Consider the following 21393-nt stretch of genomic DNA (forward strand, 5'->3'; position numbering starts at 1 on the left):
AAGCCGCACGGATATGAGCGAGATTCCGCAGGCTCCACTCCCGCCTCACCTCAGGGTCATTCCGCAGGCTCCACTCCCGCCTTACCCTCCGAGCTTGGGGGTCTCGATGATGACGTTCGCACGGATGATTCCGTTCTCGACGGCCTCGCCCTGCACCACGACGAAAGCACCGACGGCCAACGACGCGAGATCGCGACCGGACAACGAGATTATCTGGGTCTGCGGTGTGGTCTGCACTGTGACCGGAGCGCCGTCGAGGCCGTCGAGCGTCAGAGTCGAACCGTCGTTGGCGTTGATCGTTCCCACCGATGAGCCGAGCTGGCCGAGGATCTCGGGAATACCGCCGGGGATGAGCTCGGGTGTGGTTGTCGCACCCGATTCCGTGGGCCGCGGCGTGGTCGTGGGCGCGCTGGACGGCGAGGGCCGGATGGAGGTGGACGGTGCCGCGGCGGTGGTGCCCGGTTCGTCGCGCCCTCCGCTCAGAAACGCAATCCCGAACGAGACGACGATGACGAGCACAACGAGCCCGATCAGGGCCAGAACCCACGGACGGGGCCCCTTACTGCCGGAATCGACGCTGTTCGGCTCCTGCGGCGGCGGCGCACCACCGAACTGCTGGGTGTGACCGAACTGCTGGGTGTGACCGAACTGCTGGGTGTGACCGAACTGCTGGGTGTCGTATCCCGGGGCCTGTCCGTAGGCCTGGTTCGCGGCCGCCTGCTGCGCCGGGTCGAAGGGCGGGAACGCCTGCGTCGGCTGGTAGCCCGGTGGGTACGCCTGCGGGTCCGGATTGCCGTAGGCCTGGGTCGGATACGCCTCCGTCGGCTGAGCGCCCGGATACTGCTGGGCATCCGGATACTGCTGGGCATCCGGGTACTGCTGGGCGCCTGGGTGCCCGTAGTCCTGGGTCGGCTGAGATGACTCCGGCTGCTGCGCCGCGTCCTGATCGCGATCTCGGGGTGCTCGCGGGTCGTCCGGATTTGTCATTCCACGAGGGTACCCACGCCGAGAACGTCGACAGTGGCAACCGAGAGCAGGCCCGCACGAGGTCTCGTGCGGGCCTGCTCTGGCTGGTTGCCGGCTCGGGCGTTAGCCCAGGATGAGCCGTTCGCCGTCGGGGCTGACGTTGACGGGCACCACGTCGCCGTCGTGCACGTCACCGGAGAGGAGGAGCTTCGCCAGCTGGTCGCCGATTGCCTGCTGAATCAGTCGGCGAAGCGGTCGAGCACCGTACAGCGGGTCGTAACCGCGTACGGCCAGCCACATCTTGGCAGGCGACGACACGTCGAGAGTCAGTCGACGAGCTGCCAGACGGTTCGCGAGGAAGCCGAGCTGGATGTCGACGATCGACTCGAGCTGGTCCTCCGACAGTGCGTCGAACACGACGACGTCGTCGAGCCGGTTGACGAACTCGGGCTTGAACGAGCGCCGCACCGCGTCCATCACTTCGTCCTTGGTACCGCCGGCACCGAGGTTCGAGGTGAGGATCAGGATCGTGTTGCGGAAGTCGACCGTGCGGCCCTGACCGTCGGTGAGCCTGCCCTCGTCGAGCACGGCCAGCAGGATGTCGAACACATCCGGGTGTGCCTTCTCCACCTCGTCGAAGAGCACCACCGTGTACGGACGCCTGCGTACCGCCTCGGTCAGCTGCCCGCCGGCCTCGTAGCCGACGTAGCCCGGAGGGGCACCGACGAGCCTGGCGACGGCGTGCTTCTCGCTGTACTCACTCATGTCGATGCGCACCATCGCGCGTTCGTCGTCGAAGAGGAACTCCGCCAACGCTTTCGCGAGCTCGGTCTTACCGACGCCGGTGGGTCCGAGGAACAGGAACGAGCCCGTCGGACGGTTCGGGTCGGCCACCCCGGCGCGGGCCCGTCGGACGGCGTCGGACACCGCTTGCACTGCATCTTTCTGTCCGACGACTCGCTTGCCGAGTTCGTCTTCCATCCGCAGCAGCTTGGCGGTCTCGCCTTCCAGCATTCGGCCGGCCGGAATTCCGGTCCACGCCGCCACCACGTCGGCGACGTCGTCCGGGCCTACCTCCTCCTTGAGCATCACGTCGCCCTGGGCAGGTGAGTCCTCGGTCTTGGCCGCGAGCTCCTTCTCCAGGGTCGGGATCCGGCCGTACCGCAGTTCGGCGGCCTTGCCGAGATCACCGTCGCGTTCGGCGCGATCGGATTCTCCGCGCAGGTTCTCGAGTTCTTCCTTGAGCACCCGCACCGAGTCGATGGCGTTCTTCTCGTTCTGCCACCGCGTGCTGAGCTCGGCCAGCTTCTCCCGCAGGTCGGCGAGTTCCTGACGCAGCTTGTCCAGCCGGGCCTTCGAGGCGTCGTCGGTCTCCTTGGCCAGGGCCATCTCCTCGATCTCGAGGCGGCGGACGGCTCGTTCCACCTCGTCGATCTCGACGGGGCGCGAGTCGATCTCCATGCGCAGACGTGATGCAGCCTCGTCGACGAGGTCGATGGCCTTGTCCGGCAGGAACCGGGCCGTGATGTACCGGTCGCTGAGGGTCGCGGCGGCCACCAGGGCGGAGTCCGTGATGCGGACGCCGTGGTGCACCTCGTAGCGTTCCTTGAGTCCGCGCAGGATGCCGACGGTGTCCTCGACCGACGGCTCCCCGACGTAGACCTGCTGGAAGCGGCGTTCGAGGGCGGCGTCCTTCTCGATGTACTTGCGGTACTCCTCGAGGGTGGTCGCGCCGACGAGTCGGAGCTCGCCGCGAGCAAGCATCGGCTTGATCATGTTGCCCGCGTCCATCGCCGATTCACCGGTCGCGCCGGCTCCGACAATGGTGTGCAGCTCGTCGATGAACGTGATGACCTGGCCTGCGGAGTTCTTGATGTCGTCGAGCACGGCCTTGAGCCGCTCCTCGAACTCACCGCGGAACTTCGCACCCGCGACCATCGATCCGAGATCGAGCGAGACGACGGTCTTACCGCGCAGGCTCTCCGGAACGTCACCGGCGATGACGCGCTGGGCGAGTCCTTCGACGATGGCCGTCTTGCCGACGCCGGGTTCACCGATGAGCACCGGGTTGTTCTTGGTGCGCCGGGACAGCACCTGGACGACACGCCTGATTTCGGTGTCTCGGCCGATGACGGGATCGAGCTTGCCTTCTCGGGCGAGCGCCGTCAGGTCGGTGCTGTACTTCTCCAGCGCCTGGTAGGTGTTCTCCGGATCCGCGCTGGTGACGCGGGCACTGCCGCGGACCGCCTGGAACGCGTCGCGCAGCTCGTTGGCTCCGGCACCATGGCCGGAGAGGAGCTTGGCGACGTCGTCGTTTCCGGTCGCGAGACCCACCATGAGGTGTTCGGTGGAGACGAACTCGTCGTCCAGTTCGGTGGCCAGGTGCTGCGCTGCGGTGATCGCGGCGAGGGTTTCACGGCCGAGTTGCGGAGTGGTGGTCGAACCGGACGCCGAGGGCAGGCGGTCGACGAGGTTCTGCGCTTCTCGACGCACCGTTGCGGGGTCGACGCCGACGGCCTTCAGCAATGGTGTGGCGATGCCGTCGGTCTGATCGAGCAACGCCACCAACAAATGTGCCGGACGAATATCCGGGTTACCGGCCGCGGATGCGGCCTGCAGGGCAGCCGAAAGTGCTGCCTGCGACTTCGTGGTGGGAGTGAAACTGTCCACCGGTCACCTTCTTTCCAGTGTGGGGTTCGAGCGTGTCGCTGGGTACAACCATAGACAAGTTGAGTCTGTTCCGCTCAACCTTGATTTTTCTCGTGCGCGTTTTGCGTACCTGGAGGGGCGCAAGACGCGCACGAGGGCGAAGCCCTGATGCGCGAAAGTCTCGATCGGTCTACTTTGGTGACGGTCGTAGGTGTCAATCGGTGGGGGTGGAGGTTGCTCGACGCACGCACGGTCTCCCTGGTCCGCACCGGATTCAAGTCGGTAGCGGCTGCACCGAACGGTCCCGAACAGCTGTCCCGGTCGTTCTACGCTCACCTTTTCGCCGAGTATCCCGACTTCCGTTCCCTGTTCCCGGCGTCGATGGACGCATTGCGCGAGCATTTCGTCCTGGCACTGGGGTACATCTTCGACAATCTGGACGACGCCGACCGCGTCGAGCCGTTCCTCGAACAGCTGGGCCGGGACCACCGCAAGCACGGAATTTCCGGGGCACATTTCCGGGCGGGGAGTTCGGCGCTGATCAGCGCCTTCCGGAGCTTCGCCGGCACCGAGATGTGGACCGACGAGGTCGAGACCGCCTGGCGAGACGCCCTCACCGTGGTGAGCAACGCAATGGCCGCCGCCGCCGACAACGACGAACTGCCCCCGTATTGGAGCGCGACGGTCGTCGAACATCACCGTTTGCTCGACGACCTGGCCGTGGTGCGACTGAAGACCGACGGGGAGATTCCCTACTTCCCCGGCCAGTACGTCAGTGTGCAGATTCCGCAGCGGCCCAAACTGTGGCGCTACCTGTCCCCTGCCATTCCCAGCAACCCCTACGGCGAGATCGAGTTCCATGTTCGACGCGTATCCGGGGGCTGGGTATCACCGGCGATGGTCACCGAAACGACTGTCGGCGACCGTTGGCTGATCAGCCCGCCGCTGGGCGGCATGCACGTCGATCGCACGATCGGCGAGGACGTGCTGATGATCGCCGGGGGCACCGGTTTGGCGCCGTTGCGCGCGCAGGTGATGGAGATGGCCCAGCGCAGCACCAATCCGCGGGTGCATCTGTTCGTCAGCGGGACGTATCCGTGCGACCTCTACGACCTCGACACACTGTGGCAGCTGTCGTTGTCGAATCCGTGGCTGACGGTGGTGCCGGTGACCGAGGAGCTCGAGGATCCGTGGTGGCACTCGGGTCCGACGCGCGAACTACCGTGGGGCATGCATCATCGGCTGCACGGCCCGGTAGGCAAGGTGGTGACGCGGTTCGGCTCGTGGGCCGATCGGCAGATCCAGATCTCTGGATCGCCGTCGATGGTGCGCACCACGCTGTACGCACTGCGCAAGGTCGGTACGCCGATGGAGCACATTCAGCACGATCCGTTCTGATTGCGCTGCAACACTTTTCAGCCGGGAATGATCTTTCGTCTGGAGATCGACCGCGGCGGGAGGTCCTCGACGATGCCTCCGACGACCAGCCGCGGTGTCCAGCTCTCGGTGACGAGCCTGCCGTCTCCGGTGATGATCGCCTCGGGATCGGGGTCGACGAGGATGGGGTATCCGGTGTCGGAGGTAGCTCCGACATTCTGCACCAGCAGGCCGTTCTCGATGGTGTAGTACACGTGCACCGGGTGCAGGTCGGAGTCGAAAGCCCAAGGGCGGCCGATGAATATCACTGCGTCGCCCGTGTCGTCGAGCACCGATACGGAACCGTCTCGCTCGAGCCGCAACTCCCAACACGCAGGCATGGATGCGGTGAACTCGAATCGGTGCGGCGCCTGGGCTTCGAGCAGGTGAATCATCAACAACGCACCCTCACGTGGGTCTCGTTGCGGCACAACCACTTCGAACGATCCACACTCGTAGAATCTGGATCCGAACGGTCCCGGTACGCCTACCCCGAGCTCGTCGGCGATGGCCAATTCCAGGCGGATCGAACCGGATCCGTTCTCGGCCCGCAAGGTGATGCCCTCGGAAGGATGGGGCATCGGGGACTCGTCGCGGGGCGCGTAGGACAACACCGCTCGCAGCAGCGGCTCGGCGACTTCGGCGTCACCGTCTCGGGAATCGAACGTGCGTCGTCGTCGATCGGTCATCGTCACCCCCTTCGCCTGACTCGACCAGTTTGCCACCCTCGACCCCGATCGCGCGTCCGATTCTGCGGAAAACCATCCATTCGATGCAGTGGTCTGCTAGCGCGCGTCAGGCCCCGGCAGCCGCCTTGGCGGCAATCCGCGCCTGCACTTCCGGACGCCTGAGCGGCGGCACCGTCGGGGGTGGCTGCCGCCGGTCCGGCAGGGCGTCGAGCAGCCGATGCGTCGTGGCCGTCACCTCGGCAACTGCCGTCTCGAACGCGTCACGGGTGGCGTCGGACGTCTTCTGCACTCCGCTGATCTTGCGGACGTACTGACGCGCCGCAGCCTCGATCTCGTCGTCGGTGGCGTGTGGTTCCAAGCCCCGCAGGGTGGTGATGTTTCGGCACATTCCCCGACGATAGACCCGCACGTCACACCTCGAGAAGACCTGCGATCGCCTTCAGACACAGCTCGCGAACCTGTTCCCTCTTCAGGGTCCTGCGCTCCACCCAGTCGTGACAGACCGCGCGGACGAATGCCACCCACCCGCGGAGCGCGGCCCGGATCATCTCGTCGTCGTGGAACTCGTCCGGCAGCGCGTCGAGAATGCGTTGCTGCTGGATGTCGAACTCGCGCGTGAGAATGTCGTTGATGCGGTCGTCTCCGAGCAGCGCGCCTCGATTGACCGCTCGGACGCCGTGCGCATGCTCGTCGGTGTAGGCGATGTAGGCGTCGAGTCCGGCGGCTATTTGCTCGAGGACCGGCAACGACGGGTCCGGGGCGGTGACGGCGAGGTTGCGCTCGGATTCGGTGCGCACGATCTCGACGAAGAACTCCCGTTTGGACGGGAAGTAGTGGTACATCAGACCCCGTGAGACCCCGGCCAGGTCTGCCACTTCCTCGATCCACACGTCCTCGTAGGGACGTTCGGCGAACAGGGTCGACCCGATCTCGATCAGCTGCGCACGCCGCTGCTCCGGTGTCATGCGTTTTCGAGGTGTGGTCATGGGGTCTCGAACCTTACTTGACACGAGTTCAACGGTGAGTACGGTCACTATTTGACACCGGTTCAACGAGTCGGTTCGGGGACTGAAGAGCGGCCATGTCGACGGAATTCGCACTACGAGACGGCGTACTACCGCATCCGCCGTATCGATTGCCGATACTGGGCGACGTCATCGGTGTCGACCCGCGCTCGCCGATCCAGGATTCGACAGCTCTGGCCGCCCGGCTCGGACCGATGTTCGAGCGCCACATCCTCGGCAAGCGCTTCGTCTTCGCCTCGGGTGCCGACGTGGTCGGCGATCTCTGCGACGAACGCCGCTTCGAGAAGTTCCTGCCGCCGGGCGTCGAGCGCCTCCGCGACATCGGTGCCGACGGCCTGTTCACCGCCTACAACGACGAGCCCAATTGGCAACGGGCCCACGATCTGCTGCGGCCGGCGTTCACCGCCGGAGCCATGCGGGGCTACCACGACATCATGGTGAACGTCGCGGACGATCTGATCGAGCATTGGACCGAACGTTCACGCGACGCGTCGACGACCGACGTGTCCTCGGACATGACGAAGCTGACACTCGAGACCATCGGACGCACCGGATTCAGCTACAGCTTCGGCTCGTTCACCCGCGCCGAACCACACCCGTTCGTGTCCGCGATGGTCGGCGCACTGACGTACAACCAACGGCGGGCGTTGGTGTCGATCCCGGCGTTCGCCGCGCCGCTGTTCGCCCGATCGGACCGCCGATACGAGCAGAACAAGAAGTACCTGGCCGAGGTACTCACCGACGTCGTACGTACTCGTCGACAGTCCGACGGGGACTTCACCGACCTACTGCAGATCATGATGGACGCGGCGCGCGAGGCCGACAACCCGAATGCATTGAGCGAAACCAACATCGGCCACCAGATTCTGACGTTCTTGATCGCCGGGCACGAGACCACCTCTGGCGCATTGTCTTTCGCACTGTACTTCCTGGCCACCCACCCCGAGGTCTTCGAACGTGCCCGGGCCGAGGTGGACGAAATCTGGGGGACGGACAAGCCGGAGTTCGGCCAGGTCCCCAAACTCCGGTACGTCCGCCGAGTCCTGGACGAATCACTGCGCCTGTGGCCGACGGTTCCCGCGTTCGGACGCGGCGCACGAGCCGACACCGTCATCGGCGACGGCTACCCCATGGCGGCAGGAGACTGGGCGATCGTGCTCGCGACGGCACTGCATCGAGATCCGGTGTGGGGCGATCGGCCGGAGAAATTCGACCCCGACAACTTTCTGCCCGCCCGCATCAAAGCTCGGCCGGCGCACGTGTACAAGCCCTTCGGGACGGGCGAAAGAGCATGCATCGGAAGGCAATTCGCCGTCCATGAGGCCGTACTGGTACTCGGCACCGTGCTGCAACGCTTCGATCTGCAGGCCGACCCGTCGTATCGGCTGAAGGTCACGGAGCGGCTGACCATGATGCCCGAGGGCTTTCGGGTGCAGCCCACGGTGCGCACGTAGTCAGTCCGGCAGCAGCGGTACCGATACCCCCGGGTCTCGTCCGAGCAGTACCCCGCGCGTCAGCGACGTCGACCCGAACTTCTTGTGCACCCCGTCCAACGCACGGTCGAGAGCCGACGCCTCGGGTGGTCTGCGTACCGAGGGGGCGTCGAACTGCAGTTCCAGTTGCTCGGCTCCACCCCTGTCGATGCTCGAGACCGTCACCCCGACCAGCGTGATGCCCTTCTCCGCGATCAGCGGAGCCGCCTCGTGCAGCAGCTCGAGTGCGGCATCGAGGATGTCCCGGGTGTCGGCGGTGGCGCGATCGAGGGTGTGCGATCGGGTGGCCCGAGTGAAATCGGCAAACCGCAAGCGCAACATCACGGTTCGGCCGGTCCGCTGCGCGCCCCGCATTCGGTGCGTGACGCGATCGACGAGGCCGATCAACGACGCCTCCACCTCGGCCGCGTCGTGCCGCCCGCGGCCCAGGGCCCGTTGGGCACCGATGGAACTACGCGACTTTCCGGGCTGCACGCGGCGCGGATCTCGGCCCATGGCCAGTGCGTACAGGTGCGCTCCTGCGCCCTTTCCCAACACCGAGGCCAGCGATCTCTCGCCGTAGGCCGCGATGTCTCCCACGGTTCGGATGTCGAGCACGTGCAGCTTCTCGGCGGTGACCTTGCCGACGCCCCACAGCCGTTCGATGTTCAGCGGGTGCAGGAACTCGAGTTCACCACCGGGTGGCACCAACAGCAGCCCGTCGGGTTTGGCGAACGCACTGGCCACCTTCGCCAGGAACTTGGTGGTGGCAATCCCGACGGTGATCGGGAGCCCGACCTGTTCGGCGACGTCGCGGCGCAGTTGCTGCCCGATGTCGAGTGCACTGCCCGCTATCTTGCGCAGGCCTCCGACGTCGAGAAAGGCCTCGTCGATGGAGATTCCCTCGACGAGCGGCGTCGTGTCGTGAAAGACGTCGAACACGTCCTTGCTCGCCTGGGAGTACGCCTCCATACGCGGAGGCACGACGATCGCCTGCGGACAGACCGCCCGCGCCTGCCCACCGCTCATCGCGGTGCGTACCCCGAAGGCCTTGGCCTCGTAGCTGGCCGCGAGTACCACTCCCCCGCCGACGATCACCGGTTTTCCCCGCAGCCGCGGGTCGTCTCGCTGCTCCACCGAGGCATAGAAGGAGTCGAGATCGGCGTGCATGATGCTCGCTTCCCCGCTCTTCGCCTTCCCGGCGTTCGACTCCACGATTTCATGCTCCCACGAGGCACCGACATCCCCGTTACCTGCATCGAGCCCGAAAAACACCCCGAGAAAGTGACCCAGGTCACCTGATGTGCCATTGTTGAGTCGTCGGATCACGCGAACGGCTGGAGACAACTGTGACGGCCTGGTGGCGGTGGTACGGAGCACTCGGCGTACTCGGCTGCATCGCCTACTTCGCGGTGCCCGACTCCGTCTGGTCGCAATCGATTTTCGTCGTGGTCGGGGCGTCCGCCGTCGCCGCCACGATCGTGGGAACGAGGCTCAACCGTCCGCGCAACCGAACCGCCTGGTGGAGCGTCGCCGCGGGCACCGCGGTGTGGGTGCTCGGCGACATCGTCTACGAGTGGCTTCACGCCGGCGGAGGCGTCGCGTCCTACCCGTCGCTCGCCGACGCGCTCTACCTCGTCGGCTACCCGATCTACGGTTTCGGACTGTTTCTGCTGGTCCGGCACAAGTGGAGGGCGAGCGAACGCGGCCACATCGCCAACAGCGCTATCGTGATGGTCGCATTCGCACTGCTCACCTGGGTTTTTGCGGTCCAACCGTCGCTGGATGGGGACGGCATTTCCGGCGTCGCCGGGCTGGTCGATGTCGCCTATCCCGCGATGGACATCTTTCTGCTCGGGTTGCTCGCCCACTTCGTCGGCTCTCGTCAGTGGCGGGCACTGTCCTACCGACTGCTCACCGCGGCGGTGGTCCTGCTCGTCGTCACCGACACCGTCAACAACTTCTCCATCGTGTCCGATTCCTCGGCCGACCGCTCGCTGCTCGACGCGGGATGGACGCTGTCCTACGTCCTCATCGGCGTCGCCGCACTCCACCCGTCGATGCGGAGAATCACCAGTCCCACCATCGAATCCGACGCCCACCTGATGGCGTCGTTCACCACACCGTCCGTCGTCGTGCTGACCGCCGCCACGCTCACCGCCCCCGCCGTGATGGTCGTCGAAGTCGTGCGCGAGAAGCCGATCGCACAGTGGGGATGGGCGGTCATGCTGTGCGCGGGCATTCTGGTGGTCCTGGTGATCCTGCGCATCACCGACCTGCTGCGGCTGCTGCACACCCAGACCGTTCAGCTCCGTGCCGTAGCCGACACCGACCACCTCACCGGGCTGGCCAACCTGCGCGCCCTCGAACACAAGATCTACGGCAACGCCGGTGAATCGACGTTGCTGACGGTCGACATCGACCGCTTCACCGAAATCAACGACACGTTCGGACGGGGCCTCGGAGATCAGGTGTTGGCCGCCGTCGCCACCCGACTGCGCACGGTAGGCGACGACGCGATCTTGTTGGCACGCTTGGCCGGTGACGAATTTGCGCTGTGCGGTGAATCGGATTCGATGGATCCCGAAGCCCTCGCCCGCGACATACTCGAACAATTTTCGACGCCGTTCGAGGTGGGCAACATGTCGCTGCTCATCGAAGCGAGCGTCGGGGTGGCGACGAACGCCCCGGTGGGCGTCGCCGAGGACGACGCCACACCCGACCGTCTGGTGCAGCGCGCCGACCTCGCCGTGCAGGCCGCGAAGACCGTGCAATCGCGCGTCGCGTACTACGACCGGTCCATGGACCGGGACAAGAGCGAGCAGTTGATCATGCTGGGCGAGCTCACCGCCGCCCTCGCGTCGGATCAACTGAGACTGCGCTATCAGCCCCAGGTCGATCTGGACTCGATGACCGTGGTGGGGGTCGAAGCACTGCTGCGTTGGCACCACCCGAGCGGAGACATTCTCTCTCCCAGCGCATTTCTGCCCACGGCCGAGCACACCGGACTGATCCGCCCACTGACCCGCTACGTTCTCGAGCAAGCCCTGGCGGAACGACAGCGATGGGCGGCATCGGGCCTGCACCTGCGCATGGCCGTCAACATCTCCACCCGAAACCTGTTCGACGACAGTCTGATCTTCCACGTGTCCCGAGCCCTGTCCGAGTTCGATTGCCCTGCAGAGCAGTTGACCTTGGAGGTGACCGAGAGCTCGGCGATGACCGACCCCGCCGGTGCCACCGAGGTGCTGGCCGGTCTGCACGCCATGGGAGTGCAGGTCGCCATCGACGATTACGGCACGGGCTACAGTTCCCTGGCCTACATCGAGCGCCTCCCGGTCCAGGAACTCAAGATAGATCGAACGTTCGTCAGCGGAATGTCGCACAATGCCACTCACGCCGCCATCGTTCGCTCGACCATCGAACTGGCGCGCACACTGGGACTGTCGGTGACCGCAGAGGGCGTAGAGGACGAAAGGACGGTATCGGTGTTGCGTGAGCTGCGATGCGGACGGGCGCAGGGCTTCCATCTGGGCCGCCCCACCCCCGGCGAGCACCTGCCCGCCCTCGTCGACGAACTGAACGAGAACTTGAAAACTGTTATCGGAGAACGGATATCATGACCGAAGCCACACTGTCGGTATACGCGGCCATTCGATCTCGCCGCGACGTGCGAGCCGAGTTCGACGGAACCGTCGTCGACGACGACACCTTGCGCCGCATCCTCGGCGCAGCGCACCAGGCACCGAGCGTCGGTAACACCCAGCCCTGGGATTTCATAGTGGTCCGCAAACCCGACACGTTGAGCGCCTTCGCCGCACACGTCGCCGACTGCCGACAGGACTTCGCGGACAAGCTCGACTCCGAGCGCCGACAGACGTTCGACCCCATCCGTATCGAAGGGATCGAGACCAGCGGCACCGGAGTGGTGGTCACGAACGACCCGAACCGGGGAGGCCCGCACGTCCTCGGCCGCGATACCGTCGACGACACCGGATTGTTCTCGGCAGTACTGGCCATCGAAAACCTCTGGCTCGCAGCGATAGCCGAGAACGTCGGGGTCGGCTGGGTGTCGTTCTACGACGAGGCGTACCTCACCGAACTGCTCGACATCCCCGCCCCGGTGCGTCCGATCGCATGGTTGTGTGTGGGCCCGGTCGAATCGTTCCAGGAGGTACCGGATCTCGAGCGATTCGGCTGGCGCACGGGGCGTCCACTGGACGATGCCCTGCACTTCGAGCAGTACCGCCGATCGTGAAAACCGCTTTCGCCGCGGCGACGGTCATGTGCCTCCTGCTCGTGGGGTGCTCGTCTACCCCTGACGAATCCCCCTCGCCGGCATCCACTCCGGCAACAACTCCGGCAGCCGAACCCGCCCAGGCGCCCGATTCTGCCGATCCCATCGGAACTGTCGTTCCGCTCCCGGGGGCTCCCGAGGGCATCGTCGTGGGGACGTCGGGCATCGCCGCCGCCGGAGTACGCGAGCCCGACGGCGTGGTGCTGTTCGACGCGGCGACGGGTGCCGTCCGGCAGATGGTCCCGACGACGGGCGCACCCCGGCATCTTTCGCTGGCAGGTCCCGACGGCCCGGTCCTGGTCCCGCTCGAAGGCAGTGACGAACTACTCGAAGTGGCGCTCAACGACGGCGCGATCCTGTCCACGGCCACCGGTGTCGGACGGCAGCCGCACGACGCGGTGCTCACCTCCGGCGGCACCATCGTGGCCACCAACGAGATGGGCGGCGGGGTGATCTTCCTGCGCGAGGGATCGGTCTTGTCGGAACTTCCGCCGGGCCCGGTCCAGCCCGGTGGCGCTGCCGCTCTCGGCCCGTACGCCGCCGTCGCAGACGTGCAGGGCAACGGTGTGTGGGTCTACGACGGCGCGACCCAGCGGGAGGTGGCGCAGGCCCCGATCGGCGTCAAGCTGACCCACGCCGTGACGGTGAACGAGACAACAGCCGGGTTCGCCGATACCGACGGCGGGACCGTTCTTCTCGCCTCGGTCGACGCTGCGGGGAGTATCCGCCAGACCGCGTCGATCGAGGCCCCGGGAAATCCGTACGGACTTGCCGTCGACCGCGACCGGGCACTGTTGTTCGTGACGTTGACCGCGTCGAATCTGCTGCGCGTGGTCGATGTTTCGGACGTCTCCGCACCGCGAATCCTGGGCGACGTCCCGACCGTGACACAGGCCAACTCCGTTGCCGTGGACCCGCGCACCGGGGACGTTCTGGTGACCGGTAGCGACCCCGGCGCAACGAGTTCGATTCAGAACATCCCCCGCGCCGAGCTACCCGCGGGGTGAGTGATCACCAGCCGTAGGAGCCCGGGATGCCCTTGAACGGGCCGACCACGTCGTCGGTGATCCAGCCCTCGTAAAAACCGCCTTCTTGCGGCCGGACCGCCTCGCCGTCGATTTCGCAGTCGAGTCGGCTGGGTGAGAACGCGAGGTAGCCGGCGATCTCGGCGAACCGCGGTGTCGGGTTCTCGTAGCTCCACCCCGCGGCCGGGGCGACGGCATCTCCGCCGTGCACGTCCCAGTACGTCGCCGCGCCCTTCCATTCGCAGTGCGTCGAACGGGCCTCGGACGGCGTCAACGCACCCGGAACCACGTCTGCGGGAGAGATGTACCAGGTGGGCGGATGGCTGGTTTCGAGCACTCGGTACGCGGCGGTGGTGCGCGCGACCACCTCGCCGCCGAGCCGGACGACCAGCGAACGGTTGGAGGACTCGAGCTTCGGTGGACGGGGGTAATCCCACACCGACTCCTGACCCGGCTTCGGCTTCTCGGGAACTACGGATCTCGGCAGATTCTGGCTCATCACTCGATGGTGCCACCGGATGTCACGGAGCGTCGACGGGATAGAGATCGTCCACCCGTTCTTCGTCGAGAATCCAGCGATCGACGTCGTCCAATGGTTCGACCGTGCGCACGGACGTGAACGGAATATCGCGCGCCGGCGAATCGCGACGAACGTCCTCGACGGGTGCGGCCGGTACCGGGGTGGATGACACAGCAGACGCGGGCTCAGCCGGTTCCGGTCTCGGTTCGATCCCGGTCTGCAGCGGCACCACGTCGGCGGCCACGGTGTCGTCGTCTGCCTGCGTGAGGCTTCGGGCGTCGTCCGGGATCTCTGGATTGTTCGGCAGTTCGGCCGGTACTCGGACGAGGATGCCGAGTCCGTGTGTCGCGGCCAACAGACTGACCGGGGCGACCGTCGCAATGGCCGCCGATAATGCCGGATGCAATGTTCCGGCGTCGGAAATGAAGGCGTGCATGGCATTTGCACCGATACTGACCAGAGCCGCCGTGATCAACACGCCCCAGAAGAAGCGTCGGCCACTGCGTTGTTCCTCGAATTGAGCGAGTGCGATGACGGAGATCGTGGCCTGCAGAATTGTGCCGTCGACGATCACGGGCCACAGCCAGGACAGCGATCGCGGGACGCCCGCCATCGTGGCGAGATCCCACAGTGCGGCGAAACTCAGCACGAACGACGCGATTCCGATGACGGTGGTGATGACGACCGCACTGACGAGCGTCGCACGCAGGACCTTGTTCATGGGTCGTCATGAAACACGAGCCCACCGACAGGTTCGGCGACGAGCACGCTGGTGGCCCCGAATCCAGTGCGCAGATCACGTCCGGCACCGTGTGCTGCACTCCACCTCGATACTTCCGATCACAGCTCGGACGAGTGAACGCTCGATGATACCGAGGCAATCCACTTCCAGTCTGCGCCTCCGTCGCCCCACCTTTTCCACACGCGGACCATGTATCCAGTTGGAAGCAAAACCATTATGGCCACCAAGGAGCACAACGCCCGGGATGGACCCCTGCGACTGAGCGTGCGAGAGCGTCGAGCAACGCAATGGAGATACTGCCCTAGTTGTAATGAGCAGGGACGTTGTGGACGGCGTGGCAGCGACAGATAGGTGAGGACCTCCGGTATCGGTGTGGTTACCACAACTGCACCGACAACCGAGAGGTCCTCGTGTCACACGCTAATGCCTTGCTCTTCGCTCTGGCCAAGCAATGGCGAGCGCTGGCCACCCGCTACGACAAACTCGCGATCACCTACCGCGCCGCCGTCACCCTCTGCGCAATTCTCACCTGGCTACGCCGATTGGGAGACACGCCCTAGTCGGGAGCGGCTGGCGGGAGACGACCCGTGGTCCAATCGGGGTCTCCCAACCCCCTTACCCAACATAGTTAAAGCCCCTACATAATGGCGCTCAGCAACGCCTGGCAGACGGGTGCGCAGCAACTCGACCAGGCCACCAGGGCGAACTTCGCCAACGACCCGCGCAATCTGCAGGCCGTCGACGGCCCCGCCAACCAACAGAAAAGCGACGGCGACGCCGCAACGTGGCTGCCCAGCAACAAGGCCTACCGATGCACCTACGTCGCTCGGCAGGTCGCGGTCAAAGCGGCCTACGGGCTGTGGGTCACCCCGCCCGAGCACGATGCCATCGTTCGAGTCCTCAGAGACTGCGGCGCAACCGCTGCTGTCGAGACCGCGGCACCGTCACCTGTACCGGCGTCGGCAGCACCAGCTCCGAAGCCAGCTCCCGCACCGAACCCGGCTCCGTCGGATGTGGTCTACAAGAATTGCAACGAGGTTCGTGCAGCTGGAGCCGCTCCCATCCGGACCGGAGAACCCGGATTCAGCACCAGGTTCGACGGTGACGGCGACGGCGTCGGCTGCGAATAGCGCCGACGGTGTGCATTGGGTCAAAGCTGTTGAGCGCGCCAGAGATTGCCATCTCGAGGGTGCTCCGGGACTCTCGTGGGCCACAGTCAAAGGTCGTACGATGACGTCATGATCGCGTTGTGGCGTACTTCCCAGCACTATTGTGAACGCGATTCGATTCCGGACATCGCGGCCGATGATGTCGAGGAGCTTGCTGCTGTTCGGCACACAGTGCCCAGGGTCGGACGATTCCCTTGCCTAATGGCGGAGACTCTTGGCGGTGCGAGGAAGACGCTGGGATTGATGGCCCCGTCGACCGGCGAGTTGACGAAACAGCGCAACGACCCCGACAGGTACGACAGTGGGCGCGTCAACGGTGTTCCCGAAGGGTCGTGGCCGGGCACAGTATTGGGCGACAAAGAGCATCCCAATTCAACGCGGTGGGTGGGTAAACAGGCTCCATAAACCTGATGCCAGGCCGTCACAGTCCAGGCAATCGCCGCTGGACTCGACCGCCACGTTGGGTCGGCTCACGGGTCCACCGAATAGTCGATTCCTCCTTCGGGTGTCATCGCCGATCGCCGAAGATTGCGCTGAGGCTTGTGGCGCGCCGACGCCGCCACATCCGGACCGGACAACCGAAATTCAGCACCGGATTCGACGACGTCGGCTGCGATCAGCACTCAGGTCAACACGGTGAGTTCGGTGTCGTCGACCTGGGACACTTCACCGATGACAACACCGAACCCGGCTGGTACACCGACCCCGACCAGTCCAACGCCGGTGGACAACGACACTGGGACGGCGGCCAGTGGACCCAACACTCCGCACCCGGCACGCCCCGCCCGACACGGCAACCCACCCCGGGACAGCCTGCAAGTCAGGGTGGCGGCAACCGAGGACTCAAGATCGTGCTGGCAATCGCGGCCGTTCTGATTCTCGCAGTCGGCTTCGGATCGATATTTGGCTCGGACGAGGGCAATGGCGAGCCTGATCCGGCTTCGGCGACTTCGTCGGACTTGCTGACCGCGACGACAACCACCCGTACCGGCTGTGGTCCCCTCGATCGCGCCGCGCACACCGGTGCGCCCGCTCCGACGACAGCTGAGGCGACGCCGGCGGCCGGCTGTCTCGACGTCCCAGGCGACGTCCTCTCGGCCCTCAACGCATCACTCGAGCCGAGCGGGTACGAGCTGGGATCGCCCGCGGCGTACGACGACGGCGACACCCTCTATATCGCCGGTGAAATCGTCGAGCTGCAGGACGGCGGGATCCGCTCACGCGACGACGTGGTCGCCCAGCAAGGACCGATACTGACTCCGGTGACGGTCACAGCGCGCAACGAATACACTCTGCTCGACAGACATGACCAGCTCGAACTCGAATTTTCGGATCCAGCGTCGCTCTTACATCTGCCCGACGCGTCTCCTGCTCACTCCGGTGCTTCTTTCCCGAGCAGGAGAAACGCTAGAACTGTCATCCTCACCACGATCGACCGCGCCGCCCTCACACTGACTTCGTTGCCGTCGGACCCGGCGCAGTCGCACGAGATGTGGTCCACGCTGTCCCCGGCCGACAAGGATGCGCTGTTCGCTCACGGCAACTACATCGGCAACCGCGACGGCCTACCCGTCATCGATCGTGATCACTACAACCGAATCAAGCTCGACGACGAGTTGTCTCGCGCCGAGGCCTGCGGCCTGACCGTGTCTGATCGGCTCGTGGACCTACAGGCCGTCCGTCGAGAAAGATCCCAACCGGATGCTGATGCTCAGTGTGCGCACAAACCCACGCGGCAGTAGCCGTCGGCAACCCAGACACCGCTGGGACATCGGATCTAGTTTTAGACGTTGACCAAAACCGACCGTCGTGCAGGATCCGGCGGCGAGACTTCCTGCGACAAAGTCAGATTCACACCTAGAGCATGCCCGTTTGAAAGCCTCCGAGCCACTAGATACAAACAGAAATACAGACCAGCTGGTTGCTAGCGCGGCTGTCGACCGTTCGTTACTGTGCCTAGTTACCAAGGGCAGCGAGTTGTGGGAGGCGAGGTTAGATGCCAGGGGAATGGAGAGCGGCGGTCACCGGCGCAGGTTCTGGAGTCGGCCGTGAAATTGCGTTGCAGCTCGCGGGCCAGAACTGGTCACTTGCTCTCGCGGACTACAATTATGATGCACTGCTGGACACACAGTCCCGATGTGCTGCTATGAACGCAGTCGCGCGCGCGACTCAAGTCGACGTGGCCAACCGGGCCGAAATCAGTTCGTGGGCAGCAACTTCTCGCTCAGCATTGGGCGGTATCGATGCAGTCTTCAACGTCGCAGGCGTTCTCTATAGCGGCGATGTCATCAACACTCCCCCAGCTGACTTCGATCTGGTGATGGCGACCAACTTCGAGAGCGTCGTCAACAGCTCTCGCGCCTTTCTACCTGATATCTTGAAGTCACATCGAGGTCGAATCATCAACGTGTCGTCCGCATTTGGGGTCATGTCCGCACCCGGCTATTCGGCGTACAACTCTTCCAAATTTGCCGTTCGCGGCTTCACCGAGGCCCTGAACCAAGAATTGCGCCTAGCGTCACGGACCGCGCGTGCGACATGTGTGATCCCTGGTGGACTCAAAACGTCAATCGCACGGACCGCGAGGGCCGCACCCGGCGTCGATCGTGCGCGGACTGCCGATTTTTTCGACAGCCGCATAGCCCGAACCACCCCTAAAGTGGCCGCCCAAAAGATCATTGCGGGTGCGTGGAAGGGAAAATCACAGGTGACGGTGGGCAACGACGCACGCCTCGTCGACGTGACCGCGCGCGTGCTCGGACCTCATTACCAACATCTACTGCCTGCGCTCCAAGCACTGCGGCGACTCTGACAATCCGAAACCTATAGACAATCCACTCAACAGACCTGCGGGGGTCGGTCAACTATGTCGAATAGCTGGATCCTGATAGAGACGTTCGGAGACGAAGAGCCGTCGGTCATCGGAGTTGGGTCTTCGCCCAAGTCCTTTGTCTCACCTCGTAATGTTCTCCGCAGCTCTGGCAGCCGCAACGAGGCACTGACCGCGGTAGCGGAGGCGCTTTCCACAGGAGCCGTGGTGGATCGGCTGTGCAAAGACCGCTACAGGCGGGTACTGGCCGAACCACTGCGAACCTTCGCGGGTCGCACACATGGTGTGTGGGTGTGGCTCGGCCAGCGCGACGAGACTCCACCTCGACGAGACGCCGCTGGGGCGTGGCAGTTCAACCTCACCAAGAGCACGGCAAGCGGGAGCGGCGATCTACTCGACCTTTACCGCGTTCCGCAAGACGAGCGAGAGACCCAGCGTGCACTCGCCGGAGCGTTCACCCGACTGGTCACCAACCGCGACGAGAGCGAAGCGATGGCCAAGATCGTGCAATCAGCCCCGGGCACCACTCATCAGGCGGTTTGGACCGTGAGGCGGGACGACGGTGAACTTCGAGCAGCGCACTTCTCGTGCCGGATGATTGCCGAAGACGGGGTTTCGGGCACCGAAGTTATCTTGAGGGGTATCACCCACGACATCGGCCCCGCAGGGGACATCAATATCGCTCCCCCACCTACGATTCTCGAACATCGCGTTCTGGAGGCTTCGACCAAGGAGGGCGAGTACCGCGCACTGGTCAACCTCAGAACACTCAACTTGTTGCGCTGGTACAACTCTGACCCCGCACCGAATATCTGCTGGGAAAACCTTCCTGACGAACCGGTACCGGCGATTCATCCGGACGACGTTCCAATTGCGAAACGAATGTCGAACGCACTCGCACGCGAACGCACCCACGGTGTGCTTCGCTTCCGAACTCTCGACGGAAATTGGAAACCGATGACGATCGACGCGGTATTAGTCTCGCTCAATCAGCACACTACGGCCGCACTCGTCACTCTGACCGAATTGTCCGAGGAGTAAATAAGTTCGCGGATCCATACGGATCCACACAGCCCATTGCGGACTGAGTGCAGTTGACGCGCGAACGCTGGAAGTGCGTTTAATAGTTGCGTTGTCTACAAGGACCGCGCGCGTGTCGTGCGGGCATCACGCGTTCGACTCCACGCAGCCGCCACCGTCCGAGTCGATACGCCATACGCTTTGGAAAACGACTCGATGCGCTCCTCGTTCTCGGGCTTGCGCCCACGTTCGATGTCGGCGAGAACGGTGGTCGACATCCCGAGCAGCTGCGCAGCGTCACCCTGGGACAGCGCGGCGTGCACCCTCAAGTCGGACAATTTGAGCTGAGACTCCGGGATCGGAACCAGCGCCGCGACCGACGTATGCAGGGCGTTCGCGATCCGACCAAGCGTCGCAGGCGGTGGCGTTGAGCGCCCCGTCTCCCAGGTCGATACTGCCTGTCTGGTCGCGCCCACTTTCGCCGCGAGGTCGTCAGCACTGAACCCCGCACGTACCCGTAGCTCCCGCAACCGGTCGGCGCGAAACCCACGAACTCCGCTTCGCGGCACTATCCCAACTCCCTGTCGACCCTTCAAGACAGTCCCATCTTCCTCGATCGACGATGCCCATGAACTCTTGTGCGTTTTATAGTTGCGCGCTATTGTTGCACTCATGCGCCAATACGAGTCGAGTTCCGCGAAGCTGAACCGATTGCGCGGTGCACCTAACCTGTTCTACAGTCCTGATGCGCGCCCAAAAGGGAATCCTCGGTGCTTGTCTATCTCGGCACTGCTTGTAGCGCGGGACATCAGGTCGGTCTGTTCACAGGGTCCGTCCGATCATTCCTGTCGGGAGTTCTACATGTTCGCGTCGCTCGCCCTTGCCGCATCGCAGTTGCCGTCGACGACTGAAACCAGCATTTACCACGCTCGAAGTTCAGCGTTGGGCCATCACGGACGGGGTGCGACGGCAGGTGCATTCACCCGACATCGCCGCTTTCGCCTCGGTTACGGGGGCAAATCGAAGTGAGTGCCGCACGGGATGCAATAGCACCAAATCTCCTCTCACTGAATCAGTTCTGCGCATCAATCGTCGTAAATCGGACACATGGTGACTTGATTGCGTGCTCGCTCGACCACGAGCATTCCGGTCGCCACCAATACATCGGTGACGACGGAGCCCTGCTAGCCGAGTGGGGTCCATCCAGTTCCTGTAATGAGCGGTCCATTCTTACCCGCAAGCCGTAGGCCTGGCAGTTCGGACTGCAACCCGACCCGAGTGGGCTGTCGCTGATAGTCCCACTCGTGCGCTGCAGGAGCTCCCCCGCGCGCCCTGCAGCTCGACCGGTGGACCGGTGGACCGGCGCGAGGGTCGCGCAGTGAGCGCATTTCATCATGTTCAGCGCTGCGCGGCCCCGCCGGGACATCACACCTCGGACTCACACCCGTTCGCACAGAAAGGATTCCGATACCCGATGTGGATTTTCCAGCAGCCATGGTTTTGGTCGGTTGCCTTCGGCTGGCTCTGAGCCTCTAGCACGTGATGGGTGCGTGCGACTGGCCCACAACCTATG

The 21393-nt window shown here is 64.5% G+C and carries 18 protein-coding genes and 3 pseudogenes; 11 read left to right on the top strand and 10 right to left on the bottom strand.

Translation table 11 applies throughout. The features are described from left to right. Positions 1–81 precede the first annotated feature (81 nt). Positions 82–987, bottom strand: a complete 906-nt coding sequence (locus tag J1M81_RS05370) for a DUF5666 domain-containing protein (protein WP_052062951.1) — start codon at positions 985–987, stop codon at positions 82–84. 102 nt (positions 988–1089) lie between these two features. Next, a complete protein-coding gene (gene clpB / locus J1M81_RS05375) occupies positions 1090–3636 on the bottom strand; it encodes an ATP-dependent chaperone ClpB (RefSeq protein WP_032373675.1) in 2547 nt (848 codons plus the stop codon). A 213-nt stretch (positions 3637–3849) separates the two neighbouring features. On the opposite strand from clpB, the gene J1M81_RS05380 reads away from it, so the two are divergent. Next, positions 3850–5013, top strand: coding sequence for a globin domain-containing protein (locus tag J1M81_RS05380; protein WP_027494318.1), 1164 nt, complete (start codon positions 3850–3852; stop codon positions 5011–5013). Positions 5014–5030: 17 nt separating this feature from the next. On the opposite strand, the gene J1M81_RS05385 is transcribed toward J1M81_RS05380, so the two are convergent. The 3 genes from J1M81_RS05385 to J1M81_RS05395 form a co-directional block, all read right to left on the bottom strand. Continuing rightward, the gene (locus tag J1M81_RS05385; RefSeq protein ID WP_155288677.1) at positions 5031–5720 is read right to left on the bottom strand and encodes a hypothetical protein; all 690 of its coding nucleotides are present in this window, start codon (positions 5718–5720) and stop codon (positions 5031–5033) included. Positions 5721–5826: 106 nt separating this feature from the next. Next, positions 5827–6108: a DUF2277 domain-containing protein gene (locus J1M81_RS05390; protein ID WP_032373673.1), complete on the bottom strand. Its 282-nt coding sequence runs from the start codon at positions 6106–6108 to the stop codon at positions 5827–5829. Positions 6109–6130: 22 nt separating this feature from the next. After that, entirely contained in the window at positions 6131–6706 is a 576-nt protein-coding gene (locus J1M81_RS05395; protein ID WP_027494321.1) for a TetR/AcrR family transcriptional regulator, read from the bottom strand. Positions 6707–6801: 95 nt separating this feature from the next. On the opposite strand from J1M81_RS05395, the gene J1M81_RS05400 reads away from it, so the two are divergent. Continuing rightward, positions 6802–8199 carry a cytochrome P450 gene (locus tag J1M81_RS05400; RefSeq protein WP_032373672.1) on the top strand — a complete coding sequence of 466 codons (1398 nt, stop codon included), beginning with the start codon at positions 6802–6804 and terminating at the stop codon, positions 8197–8199. On the opposite strand, the gene dinB is transcribed toward J1M81_RS05400, so the two are convergent. Continuing rightward, positions 8200–9432 carry a DNA polymerase IV gene (dinB, locus tag J1M81_RS05405; RefSeq protein WP_268987813.1) on the bottom strand — a complete coding sequence of 411 codons (1233 nt, stop codon included), beginning with the start codon at positions 9430–9432 and terminating at the stop codon, positions 8200–8202. Between the two features lie 134 nt (positions 9433–9566). Between dinB and J1M81_RS26785 the strand changes: the two genes are divergently transcribed. Genes J1M81_RS26785 through J1M81_RS05420 form a run of 3 tightly spaced genes read left to right on the top strand, consistent with a single transcriptional unit; the run spans position 9567 to position 13521 of the window. Then, a complete protein-coding gene (locus J1M81_RS26785) occupies positions 9567–11840 on the top strand; it encodes a bifunctional diguanylate cyclase/phosphodiesterase (protein ID WP_045841389.1) in 2274 nt (757 codons plus the stop codon). Between the two features lie 11 nt (positions 11841–11851). Continuing rightward, complete coding sequence (gene bluB, locus J1M81_RS05415; RefSeq protein WP_197077456.1) at positions 11852–12475, top strand: 5,6-dimethylbenzimidazole synthase; 624 nt, start codon at positions 11852–11854, stop codon at positions 12473–12475. Further along, on the top strand, positions 12472–13521 hold the full coding sequence (locus J1M81_RS05420; protein ID WP_283348268.1) for a YncE family protein: 1050 nt from the start codon (positions 12472–12474) through the stop codon (positions 13519–13521). The genes bluB and J1M81_RS05420 overlap by 4 nt, the downstream gene beginning before the upstream one ends. A gap of 4 nt (positions 13522–13525) precedes the next feature. Here J1M81_RS05420 and J1M81_RS05425 read toward each other — a convergent pair whose 3' ends face one another. Together J1M81_RS05425 and J1M81_RS05430 are read right to left on the bottom strand one after the other, a co-directional pair. Next, complete coding sequence (locus tag J1M81_RS05425; RefSeq protein ID WP_032364925.1) at positions 13526–14038, bottom strand: DUF427 domain-containing protein; 513 nt, start codon at positions 14036–14038, stop codon at positions 13526–13528. A gap of 22 nt (positions 14039–14060) precedes the next feature. Next, complete coding sequence (locus tag J1M81_RS05430; protein ID WP_094715158.1) at positions 14061–14780, bottom strand: DUF2637 domain-containing protein; 720 nt, start codon at positions 14778–14780, stop codon at positions 14061–14063. Positions 14781–15211: 431 nt separating this feature from the next. On the opposite strand from J1M81_RS05430, the gene J1M81_RS05435 reads away from it, so the two are divergent. The 6 genes and pseudogenes from J1M81_RS05435 to J1M81_RS26215 all read left to right on the top strand — a co-directional run bounded on the left by J1M81_RS05435 (position 15212) and on the right by J1M81_RS26215 (position 19841). After that, positions 15212–15361: a transposase gene (locus J1M81_RS05435; protein ID WP_206497688.1), complete on the top strand. Its 150-nt coding sequence runs from the start codon at positions 15212–15214 to the stop codon at positions 15359–15361. Between the two features lie 78 nt (positions 15362–15439). Next, a pseudogene (locus J1M81_RS05440) lies at positions 15440–15931 on the top strand (excalibur calcium-binding domain-containing protein); the annotation flags it as partial. A 581-nt stretch (positions 15932–16512) separates the two neighbouring features. Further along, entirely contained in the window at positions 16513–17712 is a 1200-nt protein-coding gene (locus tag J1M81_RS26205) for a DUF2510 domain-containing protein (RefSeq protein WP_008709938.1), read from the top strand. 254 nt (positions 17713–17966) lie between these two features. Beyond that, complete coding sequence (locus tag J1M81_RS05455; protein ID WP_008709940.1) at positions 17967–18782, top strand: SDR family oxidoreductase; 816 nt, start codon at positions 17967–17969, stop codon at positions 18780–18782. Positions 18783–18836: 54 nt separating this feature from the next. Next, a pseudogene (locus J1M81_RS26210) lies at positions 18837–19112 on the top strand (GAF domain-containing protein); the annotation flags it as partial. A gap of 180 nt (positions 19113–19292) precedes the next feature. Further along, entirely contained in the window at positions 19293–19841 is a 549-nt protein-coding gene (locus tag J1M81_RS26215) for a hypothetical protein (protein WP_241257827.1), read from the top strand. A 95-nt stretch (positions 19842–19936) separates the two neighbouring features. Here J1M81_RS26215 and J1M81_RS26220 read toward each other — a convergent pair whose 3' ends face one another. Both J1M81_RS26220 and J1M81_RS26225 read right to left on the bottom strand, forming a co-directional pair. Further along, positions 19937–20149: a helix-turn-helix transcriptional regulator gene (locus J1M81_RS26220; protein ID WP_241257751.1), complete on the bottom strand. Its 213-nt coding sequence runs from the start codon at positions 20147–20149 to the stop codon at positions 19937–19939. Positions 20150–20203: 54 nt separating this feature from the next. Then, positions 20204–20494, bottom strand: a pseudogene (locus J1M81_RS26225) (helix-turn-helix transcriptional regulator); the annotation flags it as partial. Positions 20495–21393 lie beyond the last annotated feature (899 nt).

Source organism: Rhodococcus sp. KRD175, assembly GCF_017168275.1.
Classification (GTDB): Bacteria; Actinomycetota; Actinomycetes; order Mycobacteriales; family Mycobacteriaceae; genus Rhodococcoides; species Rhodococcoides fascians.